This window comes from Paenibacillus sp. P4_A9 (assembly GCF_056402415.1).
The window spans coordinates 102,627-119,993 of the sequence record NZ_JBFUHL010000013.1; the positions used below are offsets into that span (position 1 = coordinate 102,627).

A 17,367-nucleotide genomic window follows, 5' to 3' on the forward strand; every position below is an offset into this window, starting at 1 on the left:
ACTCCCTCTTAGCGTGACCCGATTAGCTTACCTTTATCACACGACGACTAGAACATTTTGAAGCCGCGCGTACGCAGTGCTTTGATCGCAGAGCCACTCAAAATCGCGCCAATTAGACCCCCGATTGCAGGAATAACATCTACAATAGTAAAACTCTCGTCACTGGATAGAAAAGATGAGGATCCCATGTAACCATAGATGATAATCCCAATCACCAAGGCAATGAACGCGTACAGCGGAAACCATGTCGTTTTCATCAGCATGTTTAGAATAAATCCGATCCMAAAGAATAACACCATCATTAAGACAGTGGCAATCACCATTTGCAACAAGATAGTTCCCCCTTAAATATGTAAGAAGCACTTCATTTCATTGGCTCCTGTAGCTCTTATTATTGTAATCGACAGAAAGGTACAGGTAAAGTGTACACAAATTGAACAATTTCCGAGAAACTGCAGCGCAATTTCACCCTTTGTTCATTTGCCCTTTCTCCATGAATTGGATACAATGTAGGGGATATTAGCCCTTGAATGGAGGAAAAACAATGAGTGAAGCCGTACAAACGCTGGAAGGCTGGTATGCGCTCCATGATTTCCGTCTGATGGATTGGAATGCATGGCATGCCGCAACCCCGCAAGAACGTAAGCATGCAGCGGACGAGCTGCAATCTTTCTTGTCCCAGTGGCAGCAAGTTGAAAACGATAAACTAGGCAGCACTGCAGTTTATAGCATCGTAGGTCAAAAAGCTGATTTCGTTTTCATGCAAATGCGTGAAACACTGGAAGAGCTGAATGAGCTTGAAACTGCTTTTAACAAGTCTAGCTTTGCTGCTTTTACTATACCCGTTTATTCTTATGTCTCAATCGTAGAATTGAGCAGTTACCTTGCGAAGCCAGGTGTTGATCCGGCCCAAGATCCTGAGATCCAAGCTCGCTTGAAGCCTATTCTTCCTAAATCCAAGCATATCTGCTTCTATCCGATGAACAAACGTCGTGATGGTAACGACAACTGGTACATGCTTCCTGCCGAAGATCGTAAAACAATGATRCGCAGTCATGGTATGATCGGTCGCACTTATGCAGGTAAAGTGAAACAAATCATTACAGGCTCCGTTGGTTTGGATGATTGGGAGTGGGGAGTTACCCTATTCTCAGATGATCCCCTTCATTTCAAAAAGCTCGTGTACGAAATGCGCTTTGATGAAGTCAGCGCACGCTTTGGCGAGTTCGGAGATTTCTACGTTGGTAATGTAATGCTTCCTGAGAAATTCGCGACATTCATTCAAATCTAATGATTACCTAAGAGCAAGGGACCTCGGTCCTTTGCTCTTTTTTTATTCTTCCCATGATAAAAAGAAAAAGAAGCATTGCCCTTATACAGAGCAATGCTTCTTGGATCATTTATTCATCGTCCTCGTCGTCTCGCAAAGCAGCTTCCAATTCAGCTTCCATCTGCGCTTTACGCGCCAGATACGCTTCAGTATCACGGTCACGTTGACGACTTTTTTCCTTCAGACGTTCAATCGCAGGAAGAATGAGGATATCAATTTCCTTTTGAACAACAGCCACATGATCGTAACGTTTCTCAGTCTCTAAGAAGTGACCTACCTCGATCAAGGCATTGTAACGATCCAGTTCATCCCGGGTAAGAAGTCCTCTTACTTGGACACTGCAGTGTCGCATGGCAATCCCCCCGTTAGCTAACCTTGACTAGAAACGTCCTTTACGTATAACTAACGGAATTCCGCCAATAATGTAAAGGTATCTCATATCAACCACTTTTTTCATCATAGCAGCTACATTACCTTTCAATTTACGGGAACCAACGATACCGATCGCTTGACCTTTACCAAGKGAAGCTACTGTACCTTTGTTCGAGTATTTGAAGGTTTTCATTTGCGATCCACGGATCGACGCGATCAAGTTGTGTGCAACAGCTTCACCTTGCTGCATAGCAATTTGTGCTGTTGGCGGATATGGTCTGCCTTCATCGTTCATCACGATGGAACAGTCACCCACAACATAGATATTATCGAAGCCTGGTGCGTGAAGATGCTCATTCACTTTAATTCTGCCGCGCATCGTTTCGAAGCCAGCTTCGTCTAACATATGGTTACCGCGGATACCGCCCGTCCATACAACCGTTGCTGCTTTAATAAACTCATCGCCAGCAATAAGAACACCCTCAGGCGTACATTCTTTAATGGCTGTACCAATTTTGAAAGTGATACCTTTGTCAGTAAGAACTTTCATCGCATACTCAACAAGCTCAGGATCGAAACCTGGCAATGCTGTTGGAGCTGCTTCAATATTATAAATCTTCACAAGGGAAGGATCCACGTCGAACTCTTTGCAAAGCATTGGGATACGATCTGCAAGCTCACCGATAAACTCAATACCCGTAAATCCAGCTCCGCCGATAACGAAAGTTAGGTAGTCTTTACGATCTGGTTCACGCTTGTACTTCGCGAATTGGTATTCAATGTGCTCACGAATGAATCGTACGCTGTTGATACTGCGAATGTTCAAAGCATTTTCTTTAAGTCCAGGAATACCGAAGGTTTCCGCTTCGCCACCAAGTCCGATAACAAGGTAGTCATAGGAAAGTGTTCCGTCTTCCAAAATAACTTTTTTCTCATGCGGACGAATTTGTGTAACTGTCGATTTCACGAAATCAACTTTAAATTCATCAATCAGTTTCAAAATGTTCACGCGTGCATTTTCAGGATTATCCGTCCCTGCAGCAGGCATGTGAAGATGTGTTGTAATGTAGTGATAATCATGCTTGTTAACAAGCGTAACATCAGCTTCGTTGTAGTTCAATTCCTTCTGCAAACGAATTGCAGCTAGAATTCCGCCGTAACCGGCTCCTAATATAACGATTCTTGGTATTCTACTCATGTCTCTCTCACTTCCATATCCGTATTTTGTCCATGGTCTCTCTATCTTGTGAAAAATTACACAAACAGCTTCAAAAGTATTATACTGCTACTAGTTTGCTCGTATTCGCAGTGAATTATGTTGAAACAGGCTGAAATTCGTCACAACATGTGTAAACCGATTCTCATGATATGATATAATTTTCATAAGTAAATATCAAGTGCTATTTTGCTTTAAAATCAGGCAATACGGCCCTTTTAGCCCATCTAGCGAATGTAAGCATTTACTTATCATATCAATAAGCGAATTATATGAGAAATCCTCTCTCGAAGCTATTCAGGATGAGCGACCGCGTTCAAAGGTATGATTTATCGCCAAATTTAGAAGATGTTTTCGGAAACCGAAAACTTATGCCTTCTAAAATGTGGAGAAAAATTTAAAATTTTCTGTTTCCTTCATTAGATGAGACGTTTATAATGATAATAATTATCGATTTATTCAGAATACTTACACATATCCGGGCCAAATCGGAGGTTCTATTATGAACGTGGGAGAAATAAATCAAAACATCGTTGACATTATTGTAATCGGCGGTGGTCCCGCTGGCATGTTCGCTTCCTTCTATGCGGGAATGCGTCAAGCATCTGTGAAAATTATTGAAAGTATGCCTCAACTAGGCGGTCAACTTGCAGCGTTATATCCCGAAAAATATATTTATGACGTCGCTGGCTTCCCTAAAGTAACTGCACAAGAGCTAGTTAATAATTTGTCTGCACAGATGAAACACTTCCGTATCGGCATTTGCTTGGAAGAGAAGGTACATCAGGTTGTGAAGAAAGAAGAACGTCTTTTCGAAATCACGACGGACAAAGGTGTTCATTTGAGCCATGCCGTCATTATTACAGCTGGCGTTGGGGCATTTGAGCCGCGTCGTCTTGAATTACCGGAAGCTGCTCAATTCGAGAAGATAAACCTTTATTACTTCGTAAGTGACTTGAATGCTTTTGCTGGACAAAAAGTTGTGATTAGCGGCGGCGGTGATTCTGCAGTTGACTGGGCATTGATGCTTGAGCCAATTGCTGAGAAAGTAACTTTGATCCACCGTAGAGATAAATTCCGTGCGCATGAGCACAGTGTTGAGAACCTCATGAACTCCAAGGTTAATGTTGTAACACCTACGGAAATTACGAAGCTTCACGGTACGGACCGTATCGAGCAAATCACCCTCAAAAATATTAAATCAGGCGAAGAAAGCATCCACGATGTCGACGCCGTTATCATCAATTTCGGTTTTGTTTCCTCTCTTGGGCCGATTTCCGAGTGGGGCCTAGAAATTGAAAACGGGTCAATCGTTGTTGATTCCCGTATGGAAACGAATATTCCAGGTATCTTCGCAGCTGGTGATATTACGACCTACCCAGGCAAATTGAAATTGATTGCTGTTGGCTTCGGTGAAGCACCTACTGCGATTAATAACGCTAAAGTTTACATCGATCCAAGTGCCAAGCTTTCACCAGGACACAGTTCGAACTTAAAATTTTAATTTTCGGTAACAAAAAGGGGTATTCTATACCTAATCTACGGATTAGGAGGAATACCCCTTTGTCATCTATATGTCCAGTTTGTAATGGCTTGCGAGAATTGCAAACCAACTGTCCTATGTGCTCGCAGCGTATGTGTGACCATGGTAAGCTGAGTGACTTGCTCGGTCCCTATTCGCCTTACGAGATGAATGACATTTCCTTGACCAACGAGTATGGCAGCAACAAAAACCAAAACCAATGCCTTCATCTCTTGAATTGCCCCGACTGTCATTCCAGCTTTACCCTGCAAATACCTGCTGAGTGAACTTTAATTGAGTGGTGTTTCATCCTTAACCAACACGGATAACTTTAATTTACGTCTCTGAATTTCCGCGAGCAAAAGTTCAAGAAAATCGGATTCTAATCTTAAATCTAGTGCTTTGTAATAAGAGTCGATCAACGTCTCATCGCTAATTTGTCTCACTGAAATCACCCATATTCTATAATTTAAACTTATAGTATCATGGGGTTTTTAATAGAACAAGCGTTCCGTTATCCACAGATAACTGTGCATATCCTGTGGGTAAATTGTTAATATGTACCACCAGGGCAGGAAATATATAGGGGGATAATGTGCATAAACTTATGCACATCCAAAACTTGGCAAATGCCGATAAAAAAAATTGATCACTAATTTAGGCATTTTTCACGTTCTGTTAACATAACCTTCATCTTTTTCACAAAATTGAAAAGAAATTTTAATCGTCCCTTAATAATTCTCGTTTACAATGATACTAGAAAGACAATCCATAAGGAGATGAACGAGTATGATCGTATACGATATCGTAGTAAATGGAGAAATCAAAGAAACAATTAAGCCGCGTAAGAATCGTTTGAAAGAAATTTATGCTTTTATGCAAGAGCAAACGAAGTTAATGCAAGCTAAGTATGGTGAAAACGTACGTATTAAAGGCCGAATGGTTTACTAGGAAAAGAGTAATTTCACCCGCGGCCTCTCTCCTTCCACAGCTAAATAATCCTTTTCCGATGTAAAACAGTCAATAATCGATAGAAATCGTAGCTGCCTTTCTCCGGTATGTCGGTCAGTCCAGCCTTTACTGCTGCATCTATGCCTGACTTCGCCCATCCGTCAACGCTGCCTGCTCCTCTAGCGAATGAACTCTACCGTTAATTCTGCGATTTGTTCCTGTAATTTTTCTAACATCCGTATGACCTCCTCATCGAAGAAAGTTAACCCTTCTGTTGCTATAATCGCATTCAACTTACTTGCATAGGCAGGGTCAGTTGCGTACCCATATTAGACACATTCTCCCCTTTAGTAAACTCCCATGTGCTTGCTGACACACGATCTCCCCGCCAGTACGGCGTCTGCACACCACTTCCAACCTTATACCCCACCAAGTTATTCCACGCGTTGATTTGACCATCGGTTTCGAGTATAGCATGTGCAATTCTGACAGACGGGAACATGGGTGAGCCCTCAAAGCGGAGCTTCACTGCAATCGGTGCTACGAGATCGATGAAATCCTTTCTTATTGCCATCTAGTTTATTCCACAAATTGGTAGATGGAGACGCGGCTAGTTGATAGATGGTGAAATAGTAATTTGTTTTGCAAAAAACGAAAGAGGGTGCCCCTCAGTCATTTTCATGACTTTTGGGACACCCTCATCTAATTTCAATTAATAAACGTCGCGTTGGTAACGTCCTTGCTCTTGCAAGCCATTCAAATACGCTTCAGCGTCTTCGCGGCTCATCTTGCCTTCTTTTTCAATTATGTCAATTAGGGTGTTGTGAACATCCTTCGCCATGTTTTGTTTATCGCCGCACACGTAGAAGAAAGCTCCGCGCTCTAACCAAGCGAATAGCTCCTGGCTATTCTCCTGCATTTTATTCTGCACATACACTTTCTGCGCTGAATCGCGGGAGAAGGCTACGTCGATTTTGGTCAGTGCGCCAGCCTGTTGATATTGCTCAAGCTCCTCCTGATACAGGAAATCTGTCGCAGAGCGTTGGTCGCCAAAGAACAACCATGCTTTGCCTGTCGCTTTGCCCACCGCACGCTCTTGAATAAAGGAACGGAATGGCGCAATACCTGTTCCAGGACCTACCATTATGATATCCCGCTCCGAGGACTCCGGCAGGTTAAAATGTTTGTTTACTTGAACAAAGACCGGAACGGTATCACCTTCGTTCAGGCGCTCTGCGCACATCACGGAACATACGCCTTTGCGCTCGCGACCATGCGCCATATAGCGAACCGCACCGATCGTGAGGTGAACTTCCCCCGGATTGGCTGCAAAGCTGCTAGCAATGGAATATAAGCGTGGCGGCATTTTTCTTAATAAAGCGACAATTTCGTGCACAGAAGCTTTCCAAGGTCCAAATTCACTTAGTAAGTCAAGCACATCGCGTCCGTCAGTATAAGCCTTCAGCTGCTCCACATCCGCCACAAGCTGCTTCAACGCTTCATTTTCGGAAAATTCAACTGCTTGCTGAACGATCTTCCTGGACAACAGAGTAAGCTCAAAATGCTTCAAAAGCGCTTCTTTCAACGGGAGCGTTTCGTTCTGTTTATTAATGACAACCGCCGTGTCCGCATCCCACTTCATAACCTCAAGGATAGAAGCAACCAACTCAGGATCATTGTCAGGAACTACGCCTAAGCAATCACCAGGCACATAGGCCAGGCCAGAGCCTTCGAGCGAAAGTTCAATATGGCGTGTTTCTTTGCTGGAGCCTTCCCCGTTTAAATTGAAGTTTTTCAATACTTTCGCTTGAAACGGATTGGTTCTGGAAAACAAGGACGGTACTTTTTCGACATCAGTAACTTGCATTTCTCTTCACTCCAGAAATTATTTTTTATTTAGAATAGCACATGCCGTTCAACATAGAAATGTTTTTTAATTAACCATATTATGAATTTTTAATTATTTCGAAAAAATTAAACAATTTGTCTTAATTAGAGGCCATTGTTCATCCCACAAGCCCAATTGACATTTAAAAAACAAAATTCTGCTTTGAATCAGCCTCTTTTTCCAGTTTCGTCAAAAACAAAAAAATAAAAACCTCCCAATTCTGTGTATTAACATCTACACAAGCTTGGAAGGTTCGTTATCCGTTATTAAGCTTCGACCTTATCATCACAAGGCTCAGGTGTTCCCTCATAATCCGCTGGTTTGAAGGAAGATCCACAACCACACGATGCTACTGCATTCGGGTTATTGATGGTGAAACCGCCACCCATGCCTTTGTCTTCGAAATCGATTTGGACGCCGTATAAATACTTTGCGCTTTCCTCGTCTACTACAACCTTAAGGCCGTGAATGGTAAATTCTTTATCGTCAGACTTTTGATCATCATCAAAGCCCATTCCATAAGAAAAGCCGCTGCAGCCCCCAGCTTTCACGCCAAGACGTAAGAATAGCTTTGGTGATTCTTCAGAAGCCAAAAGTTCTTTAATTTTCTCACTTGCTGATTCACTTATGTTAATCATAATGGAAATCCCTCCTTGGTTTTTCCCTACATATTTATATACTTAGGAAAACTGGCATTGGTATACGAAGTGCTTGCTATAAGTATACTCCTAATCCAACCGATGCTCAAGGGCAGCTGTTCACTGTTTAGGACGTCTTGTGGCATAATACTGCAATAGCAGCTGGTCCAGATCTCGACTGCATTTCTGCACGTCAGGATGTTGGAAACCATAGGAGGTTCCCAAACTAACCATTTTGCCTCGAAGCTGTTCAATTTTGATATGAAGTCGTTCCTGCGGTTCGGTCACGAATAATGGTAGCACGATTATTATCACCTTTAGCCCTTACGTAATCACATTGCAATAGTATACAGGAATTTGCTAATATTGGGAATAACATTTCGCCAATTTCATCGAAAAAATATTGCACACGCATAAGATTGTCAATTTATCTTCAATGTTCCGATGTTGCCCCTCCTAACTAGGAGGTTTATAATAATAGGGATAGATAGCTTGTATCGTTATAAACTAGGTGTGAATTCCTAAACCGAACTGGTTGACAGGTACGCGAGCAACTCACACCACCTAACGCAACTGCTTATAGAATCTGGCTGCGTCGTTTCATTATGCGGTTAATTATATTTTCATAGGAGGCATGGAGCATGAGTATTACGACAGTAGACCCGCTCAAACGGATGGCTGAGATTACTGACAAAGTTGAGAACGGCGAACGTCTGACCATGGAAGATGGACTATTCTTATATGAATCTGACGACCTCTTAACCATTGGTCAATTAGCTAATAAAGTGAATACACGATTGAATGGAAACAAGGTGTATTTTGTACAAAATATGAGTCTGTACTTCACGAATGTATGCGAAGAGCATTGCTCTTTTTGTCATTTCCGCCGCGACGAGGGTGAAGAAGGTTCTTACACGCTGACGCCTAGTCAGATGTTAGATTATATTGCTGAAAATTTCAACCCTGAAATTAAAGAATTCCATATCAGTCAGGGGCATAACCCTCATCTGCCGTTCGAGTATTATGTCGATTGCATTCGTCAATTGAAACAAGCCTATCCGGACGTTACGATTAAAGCTCATACGGCTGCTGAAATCGAATTTTTCTCCCGTATTAGCGGCTTAAGCTACCGTGATGTGCTCAAAACATTAATGGATGCTGGACTTTCCACCCTTCCTGGTGGCGGTGCAGAAATTCTAACGGAGCGTTACCGTGCCAAAATGAAGGTTGAAAAAGCATCAACGGAAGAATGGTTGGATGTTCATCGCCAAGCTCATCTCCTTGGGATGAAAACACATGCAACTATGCTCTATGGTTCGATTGAAACGAAGGAAGAACGGATTCGCCATATGATCTTGCTTCGTGAGCTGCAAGACGAAACAGACGGCTTCCTTGTATTCATTCCGAATTCCGTCCAGCCTGCAAGTAAGAATGCTGGTCTTAAACGACGTGTTCCTGCTTGGGACGAGCTGAAAACCATCGCAATTAGCCGCTTAATGCTGGATAATTTCCCGCACATTAAAGCTTATTTTATCAATATCGGCACCAAACTTACGCAGCTATCCTTTACCTTCGGTGCTTCCGATGCACACGGTACGATCGTGAAAGAGAAAATTTCACATGCCGCTGGCGCACTTTCACCTGAAGGTCTTACGCGCGATGAGCTTGTATGGCTCATTCAAGGTTCCGGCCGCGTCGCGGTTGAACGCGACACCTTTTATAATGAAATCAAAGTGTATGAGAGATAATAGAGATTAGATCAGATCATCGTTCAGAAGAAGGGATATTGGTTGGCTATGAAAAAGTTTGTCATTCTCGGAGGAGGCTATGGCGGTCTGACCGTAGCTTTAAATTTGCTGGAAAAAGATTTACCAGACGACACAGAACTTATTATGATTGATCGCAGTCCATTCCAAGGCCTGAAAACCGAATATTATGCACTCGCTTCTGGCACTATCGCTGAAACCCATATTCGTGTTACCTATCCGGATGATTCGCGACTTCAGCTTGTGTATGGCGAGGTTGCTGGCGTTGATCTCGAGGCGAAACAAATCAATTTCCACGACAAAGAACCCATTTCCTATGACTGGCTAGTCATTGGACTTGGTTGTGTGGATAGTTATCATGGCATTGTCGGGGCTCAAGAATTTTCATCCAGTATCCAAACACTGGCACAAACGCGCGCGACCTATCAGAAAATTAATAATATCAACCCTTATGGTCAAGTTTCCATCATTGGCGGAGGACTTAGCGGGGTTGAGATGGCTTCAGAGCTGCGCGAAAGCCGTCCTGACCTGAATATCCGATTAATTGATCGTGGTCCAAGTCTACTTTCAGCTTTTCCAACGAATCTACAGCAGTACGTGCGTGAATGGATGATCGAGCATCATATCGAGCTGCGAACACAAGTAACCTTGGTTCGATTAGACGGCGGCGATTTGTACAATCAAGATGAGATTATTCGCACAGACGCGACGATCTGGACGGCCGGTATTCAGCCAACACCTATTGTGGAAGCTTTGAATGTACCCAAGGATCGCCAAGGACGTATACTGTTAAATGAATACCATCAAATTCCAGACTTCGAGGAAGTTTTCGTAGTTGGTGACTGTGCCTCATTACCCTTCTCACCAAGCGCTCAAGCCGCACAAGCGCAAGGTAAGCAAATTGCAGAAGCGATTCAGGCTATTTGGAAAGGCGATACACCTCGACTTGGCAAAATCAAGCTGAGAGGCACGCTCGGTTCACTTGGTAAAAAGAGCGGCTTCGGAATTATGGGAAAACGTACGTTAATGACGGGTAAAATTGCTCGAATGCTCAAGAGCGGCGTACTTTGGAAGTCCAAGCGCCACTTCGGTTAGGATGACTGCAGGTTATTCACTAAGTAAGTCGTACATCGCTTCGATCTCTTTTATTTTTTCTAAAATGCGAGCATGGAGGCTCTCCGCACTTTCTGCGGCAATGATTTCACCGTTTACTAAAGCGTAAGGCTCCATGTAGCACTGGCCGCAGTTGCCCAGACAGCCGTATTCCATGACATCGAATTCCGGATTTTGCTCGAGGTCTTTCATCACTTTATCAGTTCCTGTGTGCATGTTGCTGGCACAAAATTCTATAATTGGTCTCATGTAAAAATTTCACCCCATGTTGATAGTTTCAAGCCCTTAACCATTTTCATTTAATGCGTATTGTACTATAATAGTTAATGAAAGGAGATGAATCAAATGACAGAAAAAACCAAAGAAGCGATTTACGATGAAGTTCTTGAGGTTTTAGATAAACTTCGTCCTTTTCTACAACGTGATGGCGGTGACGTCGATCTAGTTGATGTGGAAGACGGAATCGTTAAGCTGAAACTTATGGGTGCATGCGGAAGCTGCCCAAGCTCAACAATCACACTGAAAGCTGGTATTGAGCGTGCATTGGTTGAAGAAGTAGAGGGTATTACAGAAGTCGTACAGGTATTCTAGTAACGACTATATCATGAGATAAACTTTTATCGAAGTCTTTCGAGGATGATCGACCGCGTTTAGAGGTTGTTTATATCGCCAATAAGAATTTGTTCTTCCGAGTTCCGGAAACTTCTAAATTCTGATGTGGTAAGGAAGAGCTTACCTCTAGGTAAGCTCTTTTTGCTGTCTAAGGTTCTATTTCGGTCTTACGTTGTTTGAGAACCGGCAGAGGCTGAATGGGATCCAATGCGCCTGAGATATCCATAATATTGCCTGTGATAAAATCAGAATTTGGTGAGCAGAGGAAATCGATGACACGTGCCACATCCTCCCCCGTTCCCGGTCTTCCCACCGGCGTTTCCCCATCCACTTCTAAGCGCGCTTCTTCCATTGTGCGTTCTTTATTCTTCCCGCGAATATCACCTGGACAGATCATATTCACCGTAATACCATGAGCGGCTTCTTCCTCGGCTAACGTTTTGGTGAAAGAGACCAACCCTACCTTGGCAGCCGCGTAAGCAGCCCGATGCGTCCATCCCCTCGCTTCAGCCGCTTTGCCGAAACCGAAATGGATAATGCGTCCCCATCGATTCTTTCTCATCTGCGGCAGCACGAGATGATCCAGCTCCATCACACCTAGCAGATTCCCACGCACTAAATAGTCAATTTCGTCCATGTTATAGTCAGCGAAAAAGCGACGTTCACGAACAAAAGGCCCTGCATTGTTCACAAGTATATCGATCGGCCCTAGCTTTGAGACCGTTTCTTCCACCATGCGGATAATATCTTCGCGTTTAGCTACATCCCCTTGTACAGCGATGCTGCGAACACCCATTTCAGTCAATTGCTGAACGAGCTCGCAAGCTTCCTTCTCACTTGTCACATAATTAACAGCGACCTGACAGCCCTTTTTGGCTAGGGTCAATGCCGTCATTTTGCCTAAACCCTTGGCACTGCCTGTAACAAGCACTGTTCGACCTCTTAATGGCATGGTCCACTACCCCTTTGTCACATATGCCGTAATATAAGTAAACGCTATTGTTAAGGTTCGGCACACCATGTCAAATCCCTGCTGCAAATCGGACAAATTGAGCTTCACATTCTCAATATGAATGCGCTCTCCAAGCATTGGTTCTTTCTGCAAAAGATCGTCCAGCATCTCAGCATTAATATAATGAATTTCCATATTACGTAAATTGCGCAGTCGATCTAGCGGCGCTTTATATTCCATTTTGAGTGTATACAGCTGCAGTTCTAACGAGCCGTGGATATGCTTCTCATGCATATAACGGAGCACAGTGAAATACGAAAATCGTGATTTTAATGTTTCCGTTTTCAACCCGAAGAGATCATTCATGAAGGTCCCTAGTTTATCTAAAATGGAAAATAAGCGAATGAACGCATTTTTGTAGAAATACACAAATCGTTGATAAGCCTCGGTCTCTTGGGGATTCATTTCCTCCAAAAAACCTTTTACAATAAGCTCACAATATCGCTCACAGCAATATTTACTCTGCTCGAGTTCATCTAGTGCGTCGATAAACCCCTTACTCCATATCGCTTGACGATGGAAGATCGAATACTTCGTGGAGATGTGACTCTGTTCGGTCTCGATGTGTTTCATATAGGCTCTTACTGCGTTGCCTGCTTCCAGCAGGAGTCCGCTGTCGATCCGTTTCGGCTCATTAAATAACACACGAAGCATAAGATCACCTCCCTTTTCAATCCTCATCTGATAACCTTGTTACCGCGTTAAAGTTTTGGCCGTGGTCGTTGGCACGGGTGCTCTCTTGGCCCCCGATGTACGATCACGCTGGACGAAATACATCGCGGCCAACACGCCAATACCGCCAAGATACTGGCTCAGCGAGATGGATTCACCGAGGAAAACGAAACCTCCTAGCGCAGCTGTAACTGGAAGCAAATAGCCATAGGCCGATGATTTGAAAGGCCCTAGCTTAGCCAAACTCCAATTATGCAAGGAGAAACCTACTGCAGTTGCCAACAAGGAAGTATAGATTAAACTAATCCAACCCGTCTGCGAGATCGCTGCGAAGTACGCACCATCCGCCCGCAATAGCACGAACGGTAATAAGGATAGGGCACCCGCTGTCATTTCAAGAGAAATTAAGATTGGAAGCGGATATTTCACGACTAATCGATTCATCCCAATGAGATAAATGGCGCCCATGAAACTGCGCATAAGCAGCAGGATATCGCCTCGAAATGTCTCACTGCCCAAATGAAAGCCTTCGGATCCCCCCGAGACAATGAGGATCACGCTGCCAAGTGCAAGAGGAATCCCGATTAAGATTCGCCATGTAACCTTCACCTGACCGGCAATAACAGCAATGAGCACTGTAATAACTGGCATAAATCCCCGCCCGAGCACCGCACCATTCGCAGCGTTGGAAAACTGCAACGCGTACTGCAGCAGTGCTTCCATCCCCACGGCATTCAGTATCCCTAACCCGCAGATGAGCAGCAAATCTCGACCAGCAATCTGGAAGCGCAGCGCCCGTGAACGATAATAAAAGTAAGTATAAACCCATAGGATCGGAATCATACTCGCGAAGCGTAGACCATTAAAGACGAGACTATCCCATTCTCGGCCCCCTATTTTGAGGGAGGCTAAATTAATCCCCCAAAGCAGGTACACAAGAACAAATCCGAGATGCGGATACATAGCTCGTAGGCGTCCCGAGCTCATCACGCGAAGTATTCCTTCCATCTGCGGTCAACGAGTTCTACAATATCTTCCCGAGGGAACAGCTCATCTGGGTAGCCTGGCTTCATACGCGCGTCGATCACAATCGGAACTTCATAGGCAATATGATGACGATTCACACTAGACTGCGCGTACATATCACTTGCAGGGTTAAAGCGTGTAAACACCGTCCATAGGAATTTCGTTTGGTCATTCGCAATGTCGCTGGCATCATCGACAAGTATAACTAGAGGCCACTGCTTCAATCGGTCAGCAGCATTCGCAAGCAGACGCTGTGGCAGCTCTGGCTCAGCTGCATAGGATGCGCCAGAGACAAGCAGACAGCCGCCACAGTACACAGCGATATCATGGATCTCAGGCAGTTCGCCTTCCGTGTATGCTCTCGGTAGCTCGCGTACGGGGTCGCCTGTGCCGAGCAGTACGGCTTTGGAGCCGTGGTTGAGCTGACCACCGGTATAATCCAGCGTATCATGCGACGTTTTATTAAATATGAACAGATCCCGTGCTGGATCAAAGCGTTCTAATACGGTTTCTAACAACTGCGAGAAATTCGCTAAGGTTGTTGGCTTGTCCGTTACGATCAGGAACTTCGTGAGGGACAGCTGTCCCTCACCGAGGATACGGAACGCCGTACCGAGCGCTTCACGGCTATAGCTTTCGCGGACGACCGCGGCTGCGAGCGGGTGGAACCCGGTCTCCGCATACGTCCACAGGTCTTTCACCCCTGGCATCGCCATTGGGAACGCAGGCTCCAGCAGTCTTTGCAAGAATTCGCCAAGGAAGTAATCCTCTTGGCGTGGCTTGCCGACGATCGTCGCCGGATAGATCGCGTCTTTGCGGTGCCACACATGATTCACGTTGAAAACGGGGAAATCATGGATGAGCGAGTAATACCCGAAGTGGTCGCCGAACGGCCCTTCGGGGCGTCTTAGATGCGGCGGCACGGAGCCGCATATCGCGAACTCCGCCTCGGCCACGAGGCGGTGCCCCCCATGGGGATTCTCCACCATGGGCAGCTTCTGCCCGAGGATGAGCGAAGCGAGCATCAGCTCGGGCAGGTGCTCGGGCACCGGCGCAATCGCTGAGGCGATGAGCGCAGGCGGGCCGCCCAGGAACACGGTGACGGGCAGCGCTTGGTTGCGCTTCTCGGCTTCGTGATAGTGGAAGCCGCCGCCTTTATGTATTTGCCAGTGCATGCCGGTTGTGAGGTCATCATACACCTGCATGCGATACATGCCCAGGTTATGATGACCTCCGTCGGGATGCTCGGTGTATACGAGCGGCAGCGTGACGAACGGGCCACCGTCTTCTTGCCAGCTCGTCAGGACAGGCAGTCCTGCGAGCGGGTTGTCCTGCTTCAAGCCGCCGAGAATCGGCGCTTGATTCGGTTGAATTTTCTTCGTCCCGACTTTCATGAGATCGAGGATGAGACCTCTCTCGCCCCACAGCGCTTTGGGTGTAGGGGGCAACAACGTGCTTGTTGCGTTAATAACCGCTTTCATGAATTGCTCCGGCTTCGGACCGAAAGCCAAATCAACTCTTCTTGTTGTGCCGAACAGGTTCGTCACGACAGGGAATGCGCTGCCTTTTACATTGGTGAAAAGTAAAGCCGGTCCCTGCTCGTCGATGACGCGACGATGTATTTCCGCAAGCTCGAGATTCGGATCCACCGGAGCGGATATTTCGATCAATTCATTTTCGCGGCGTAAAATCTCAAGAAATGCTCTTAAATTTGTTGGTACCATAGGAAATTCCACCTTTACCTGTAAAATATATAGTCATCATTTGATAGGATGAAAAAGGAAATGGCCTTCCGTCAGAAGGCCTTCTTGTGCCACAGTAGCTGCTAGGCTTTGCGGTCATATAGGGTAAGCACACACAAATAACATAAGAATCCAAACATACAAGCCACAATTATGGCATGAATCATACCTGTAAATAAATAGGCGACTTCATTTCCTAACGACCAGGTTACCACAGCACCGCTAATGACTTGAAGCGAAACGAGAATTAGCGCCCATTTGCTTCCAAACCACAGCTTGTCTGTCGGCTGATAATGACGTCGTGCTTGGAGATATAGGAATAAGATACAGATAAACAGCAGCAATGCAGCAATTCGATGGGTAAAAACAATCCCTGTGGCACCGCTGAGCTCTGGAATCACTTCGCCATTGCACAACGGCCAGCCCGAGCAACCGCCTGAAGAAACGGTATGTCGAACGAATGCTCCAAGATAAACAACCACATAGCTGTAAATAGCGGTAAACCAAACGATCACTTTAAAGCTCAAGTGAATCGACGTTGTCCGCACAAATTGTCCCCAAGGTGTGAACACGAGAGCAAGCAACAAGGAAAATGCAAAAGCAAGTAAGGATAATCCGAAATGAAGTGCCAAGACAAGTGAGGATTGCGGCCAAACAACGGCCAAAGCGCCCATGACTGCTTGAATCAGCGTCATCACCACGGTTGCTGTGATAAAAAATTTAGCATCTCTACGTTTCACATAGCGAAAAACTAAGTAAAATGTTGCTACAAGAATGAGCGTTACAATACCTACAACTAAGCGATGACTATACTCGATAAAAGAAGAAATGGTATGCGCCGGAATGAATTTACCGTTACACAATGGCCATTCATCTCCGCAGCCTCGACCTGCGTCAGCCTTGGTTACTAAGGCACCCATTGCAAGAATAAGAAACATGCCGATGGCGGATAAATTAGCGAATCTTTGGATCCACTTTTGCATGATTGCACCTACTTTATGTCATATCTATTGAGAATCATGTCGAATACTGTTGTTCCGCTTTCAATTATAGCTTTAATATGAAGTCATTTCCATTCGCAAATGTTACAAAGCTCTGAAACCACATGGAATCGGCTGTTCGCTCGTATGCTAATGGCCTCTCCAACACTTGGAAAAAGCATTATAGTGTGTGCAGTGCGGAAGCAATTATTCGGTAAATTAGTTTGGATATGAAAATAGGCATGAATTGCTCCACTGGCTCCCATTAGTCCGAAATTTGCTCTTAGAATTAATAGTGGACGTCTCTTAGTGTAGAAGTAATAATAATCATAACTATAACTAAGAGGTGTCTGTCCATGAGCGATTCAAGACAACGATATAATGAAACTTTCAAACGTGAAGCTGTAAAGTATGTGCAAGAGCAGACTAAATCTTTAGAGCATATCGCGGATGAATTGAACATCAATCCTGGTACCCTACGAAACTGGTTGGGGAAATACCGGGAGTTTGATCATGAACCTGTTAAC

22 protein-coding genes are annotated in these 17,367 nt (G+C 44.7%); 7 read left to right on the top strand and 15 right to left on the bottom strand.

The window, feature by feature from the left end; all coding sequences use genetic code 11:
* Positions 1–47 precede the first annotated feature (47 nt).
* Positions 48–332 (bottom strand): YuiB family protein, encoded by a 285-nt coding sequence (locus AC1DVJ_RS12340; protein WP_477591063.1) that lies wholly within the window; start codon positions 330–332, stop codon positions 48–50.
* Positions 333–544: 212 nt separating this feature from the next.
* On the opposite strand from AC1DVJ_RS12340, the gene hemQ reads away from it, so the two are divergent.
* Positions 545–1,291 (top strand): hydrogen peroxide-dependent heme synthase, encoded by a 747-nt coding sequence (hemQ, locus tag AC1DVJ_RS12345; RefSeq protein ID WP_477591065.1) that lies wholly within the window; start codon positions 545–547, stop codon positions 1,289–1,291.
* A 109-nt stretch (positions 1,292–1,400) separates the two neighbouring features.
* Here the strand turns inward: hemQ and AC1DVJ_RS12350 are convergent, their stop codons facing one another.
* Together AC1DVJ_RS12350 and AC1DVJ_RS12355 are read right to left on the bottom strand one after the other, a co-directional pair.
* Positions 1,401–1,682, bottom strand: a complete 282-nt coding sequence (locus AC1DVJ_RS12350; RefSeq protein WP_477591067.1) for a hypothetical protein — start codon at positions 1,680–1,682, stop codon at positions 1,401–1,403.
* A gap of 27 nt (positions 1,683–1,709) precedes the next feature.
* Positions 1,710–2,900, bottom strand: coding sequence for an NAD(P)/FAD-dependent oxidoreductase (locus tag AC1DVJ_RS12355; RefSeq protein WP_477591069.1), 1,191 nt, complete (start codon positions 2,898–2,900; stop codon positions 1,710–1,712).
* Positions 2,901–3,420: 520 nt separating this feature from the next.
* Between AC1DVJ_RS12355 and AC1DVJ_RS12360 the strand changes: the two genes are divergently transcribed.
* Positions 3,421–4,422 (top strand): NAD(P)/FAD-dependent oxidoreductase, encoded by a 1,002-nt coding sequence (locus tag AC1DVJ_RS12360; protein ID WP_477591071.1) that lies wholly within the window; start codon positions 3,421–3,423, stop codon positions 4,420–4,422.
* A gap of 62 nt (positions 4,423–4,484) precedes the next feature.
* On the opposite strand, the gene AC1DVJ_RS12365 is transcribed toward AC1DVJ_RS12360, so the two are convergent.
* Complete coding sequence (locus tag AC1DVJ_RS12365) at positions 4,485–4,694, bottom strand: hypothetical protein (RefSeq protein ID WP_477591073.1); 210 nt, start codon at positions 4,692–4,694, stop codon at positions 4,485–4,487.
* A 36-nt stretch (positions 4,695–4,730) separates the two neighbouring features.
* On the bottom strand, positions 4,731–4,895 hold the full coding sequence (gene sda / locus AC1DVJ_RS12370) for a sporulation histidine kinase inhibitor Sda (RefSeq protein WP_477591074.1): 165 nt from the start codon (positions 4,893–4,895) through the stop codon (positions 4,731–4,733).
* Between the two features lie 334 nt (positions 4,896–5,229).
* On the opposite strand from sda, the gene AC1DVJ_RS12375 reads away from it, so the two are divergent.
* On the top strand, positions 5,230–5,391 hold the full coding sequence (locus AC1DVJ_RS12375; protein ID WP_477591076.1) for a mechanosensitive ion channel protein MscL: 162 nt from the start codon (positions 5,230–5,232) through the stop codon (positions 5,389–5,391).
* Between the two features lie 289 nt (positions 5,392–5,680).
* Here the strand turns inward: AC1DVJ_RS12375 and AC1DVJ_RS12380 are convergent, their stop codons facing one another.
* The 4 genes from AC1DVJ_RS12380 to AC1DVJ_RS12395 form a co-directional block, all read right to left on the bottom strand.
* Positions 5,681–5,965 carry a hypothetical protein gene (locus AC1DVJ_RS12380; RefSeq protein ID WP_477591078.1) on the bottom strand — a complete coding sequence of 95 codons (285 nt, stop codon included), beginning with the start codon at positions 5,963–5,965 and terminating at the stop codon, positions 5,681–5,683.
* A gap of 138 nt (positions 5,966–6,103) precedes the next feature.
* Positions 6,104–7,258: a sulfite reductase subunit alpha gene (locus AC1DVJ_RS12385; protein ID WP_477591079.1), complete on the bottom strand. Its 1,155-nt coding sequence runs from the start codon at positions 7,256–7,258 to the stop codon at positions 6,104–6,106.
* 287 nt (positions 7,259–7,545) lie between these two features.
* Positions 7,546–7,917, bottom strand: coding sequence for a HesB/IscA family protein (locus tag AC1DVJ_RS12390; RefSeq protein ID WP_477591081.1), 372 nt, complete (start codon positions 7,915–7,917; stop codon positions 7,546–7,548).
* 120 nt (positions 7,918–8,037) lie between these two features.
* Complete coding sequence (locus tag AC1DVJ_RS12395; RefSeq protein ID WP_477591082.1) at positions 8,038–8,220, bottom strand: aspartyl-phosphate phosphatase Spo0E family protein; 183 nt, start codon at positions 8,218–8,220, stop codon at positions 8,038–8,040.
* A 338-nt stretch (positions 8,221–8,558) separates the two neighbouring features.
* Between AC1DVJ_RS12395 and mqnE the strand changes: the two genes are divergently transcribed.
* Both mqnE and AC1DVJ_RS12405 read left to right on the top strand, forming a co-directional pair.
* Positions 8,559–9,665: an aminofutalosine synthase MqnE gene (mqnE, locus tag AC1DVJ_RS12400; protein WP_477591084.1), complete on the top strand. Its 1,107-nt coding sequence runs from the start codon at positions 8,559–8,561 to the stop codon at positions 9,663–9,665.
* Positions 9,666–9,713: 48 nt separating this feature from the next.
* Entirely contained in the window at positions 9,714–10,778 is a 1,065-nt protein-coding gene (locus AC1DVJ_RS12405) for an NAD(P)/FAD-dependent oxidoreductase (RefSeq protein WP_477591110.1), read from the top strand.
* A gap of 12 nt (positions 10,779–10,790) precedes the next feature.
* Here the strand turns inward: AC1DVJ_RS12405 and AC1DVJ_RS12410 are convergent, their stop codons facing one another.
* Entirely contained in the window at positions 10,791–11,045 is a 255-nt protein-coding gene (locus AC1DVJ_RS12410; protein ID WP_477591086.1) for a YuzB family protein, read from the bottom strand.
* A 96-nt stretch (positions 11,046–11,141) separates the two neighbouring features.
* On the opposite strand from AC1DVJ_RS12410, the gene AC1DVJ_RS12415 reads away from it, so the two are divergent.
* A complete protein-coding gene (locus AC1DVJ_RS12415; RefSeq protein WP_028558591.1) occupies positions 11,142–11,387 on the top strand; it encodes a NifU family protein in 246 nt (81 codons plus the stop codon).
* A 169-nt stretch (positions 11,388–11,556) separates the two neighbouring features.
* Here the strand turns inward: AC1DVJ_RS12415 and AC1DVJ_RS12420 are convergent, their stop codons facing one another.
* From AC1DVJ_RS12420 to AC1DVJ_RS12440, 5 genes are all read right to left on the bottom strand, one after another.
* Positions 11,557–12,360, bottom strand: a complete 804-nt coding sequence (locus tag AC1DVJ_RS12420; RefSeq protein ID WP_477591087.1) for an SDR family oxidoreductase — start codon at positions 12,358–12,360, stop codon at positions 11,557–11,559.
* Between the two features lie 6 nt (positions 12,361–12,366).
* Complete coding sequence (locus AC1DVJ_RS12425) at positions 12,367–13,074, bottom strand: Cthe_2314 family HEPN domain-containing protein (protein WP_477591088.1); 708 nt, start codon at positions 13,072–13,074, stop codon at positions 12,367–12,369.
* A 39-nt stretch (positions 13,075–13,113) separates the two neighbouring features.
* Positions 13,114–14,100 carry a DMT family transporter gene (locus tag AC1DVJ_RS12430; protein WP_477591090.1) on the bottom strand — a complete coding sequence of 329 codons (987 nt, stop codon included), beginning with the start codon at positions 14,098–14,100 and terminating at the stop codon, positions 13,114–13,116.
* On the bottom strand, positions 14,079–15,842 hold the full coding sequence (locus AC1DVJ_RS12435) for a UbiD family decarboxylase (protein WP_477591091.1): 1,764 nt from the start codon (positions 15,840–15,842) through the stop codon (positions 14,079–14,081). Before AC1DVJ_RS12435 ends, AC1DVJ_RS12430 begins: the two co-directional genes overlap by 22 nt.
* Positions 15,843–15,943: 101 nt before the next feature.
* Complete coding sequence (locus AC1DVJ_RS12440) at positions 15,944–16,843, bottom strand: COX15/CtaA family protein (protein ID WP_477591093.1); 900 nt, start codon at positions 16,841–16,843, stop codon at positions 15,944–15,946.
* A gap of 353 nt (positions 16,844–17,196) precedes the next feature.
* Between AC1DVJ_RS12440 and AC1DVJ_RS12445 the strand changes: the two genes are divergently transcribed.
* Positions 17,197–17,367: transposase (locus AC1DVJ_RS12445; protein WP_477591112.1), on the top strand; the 171-nt coding region annotated here is incomplete at its 3' end.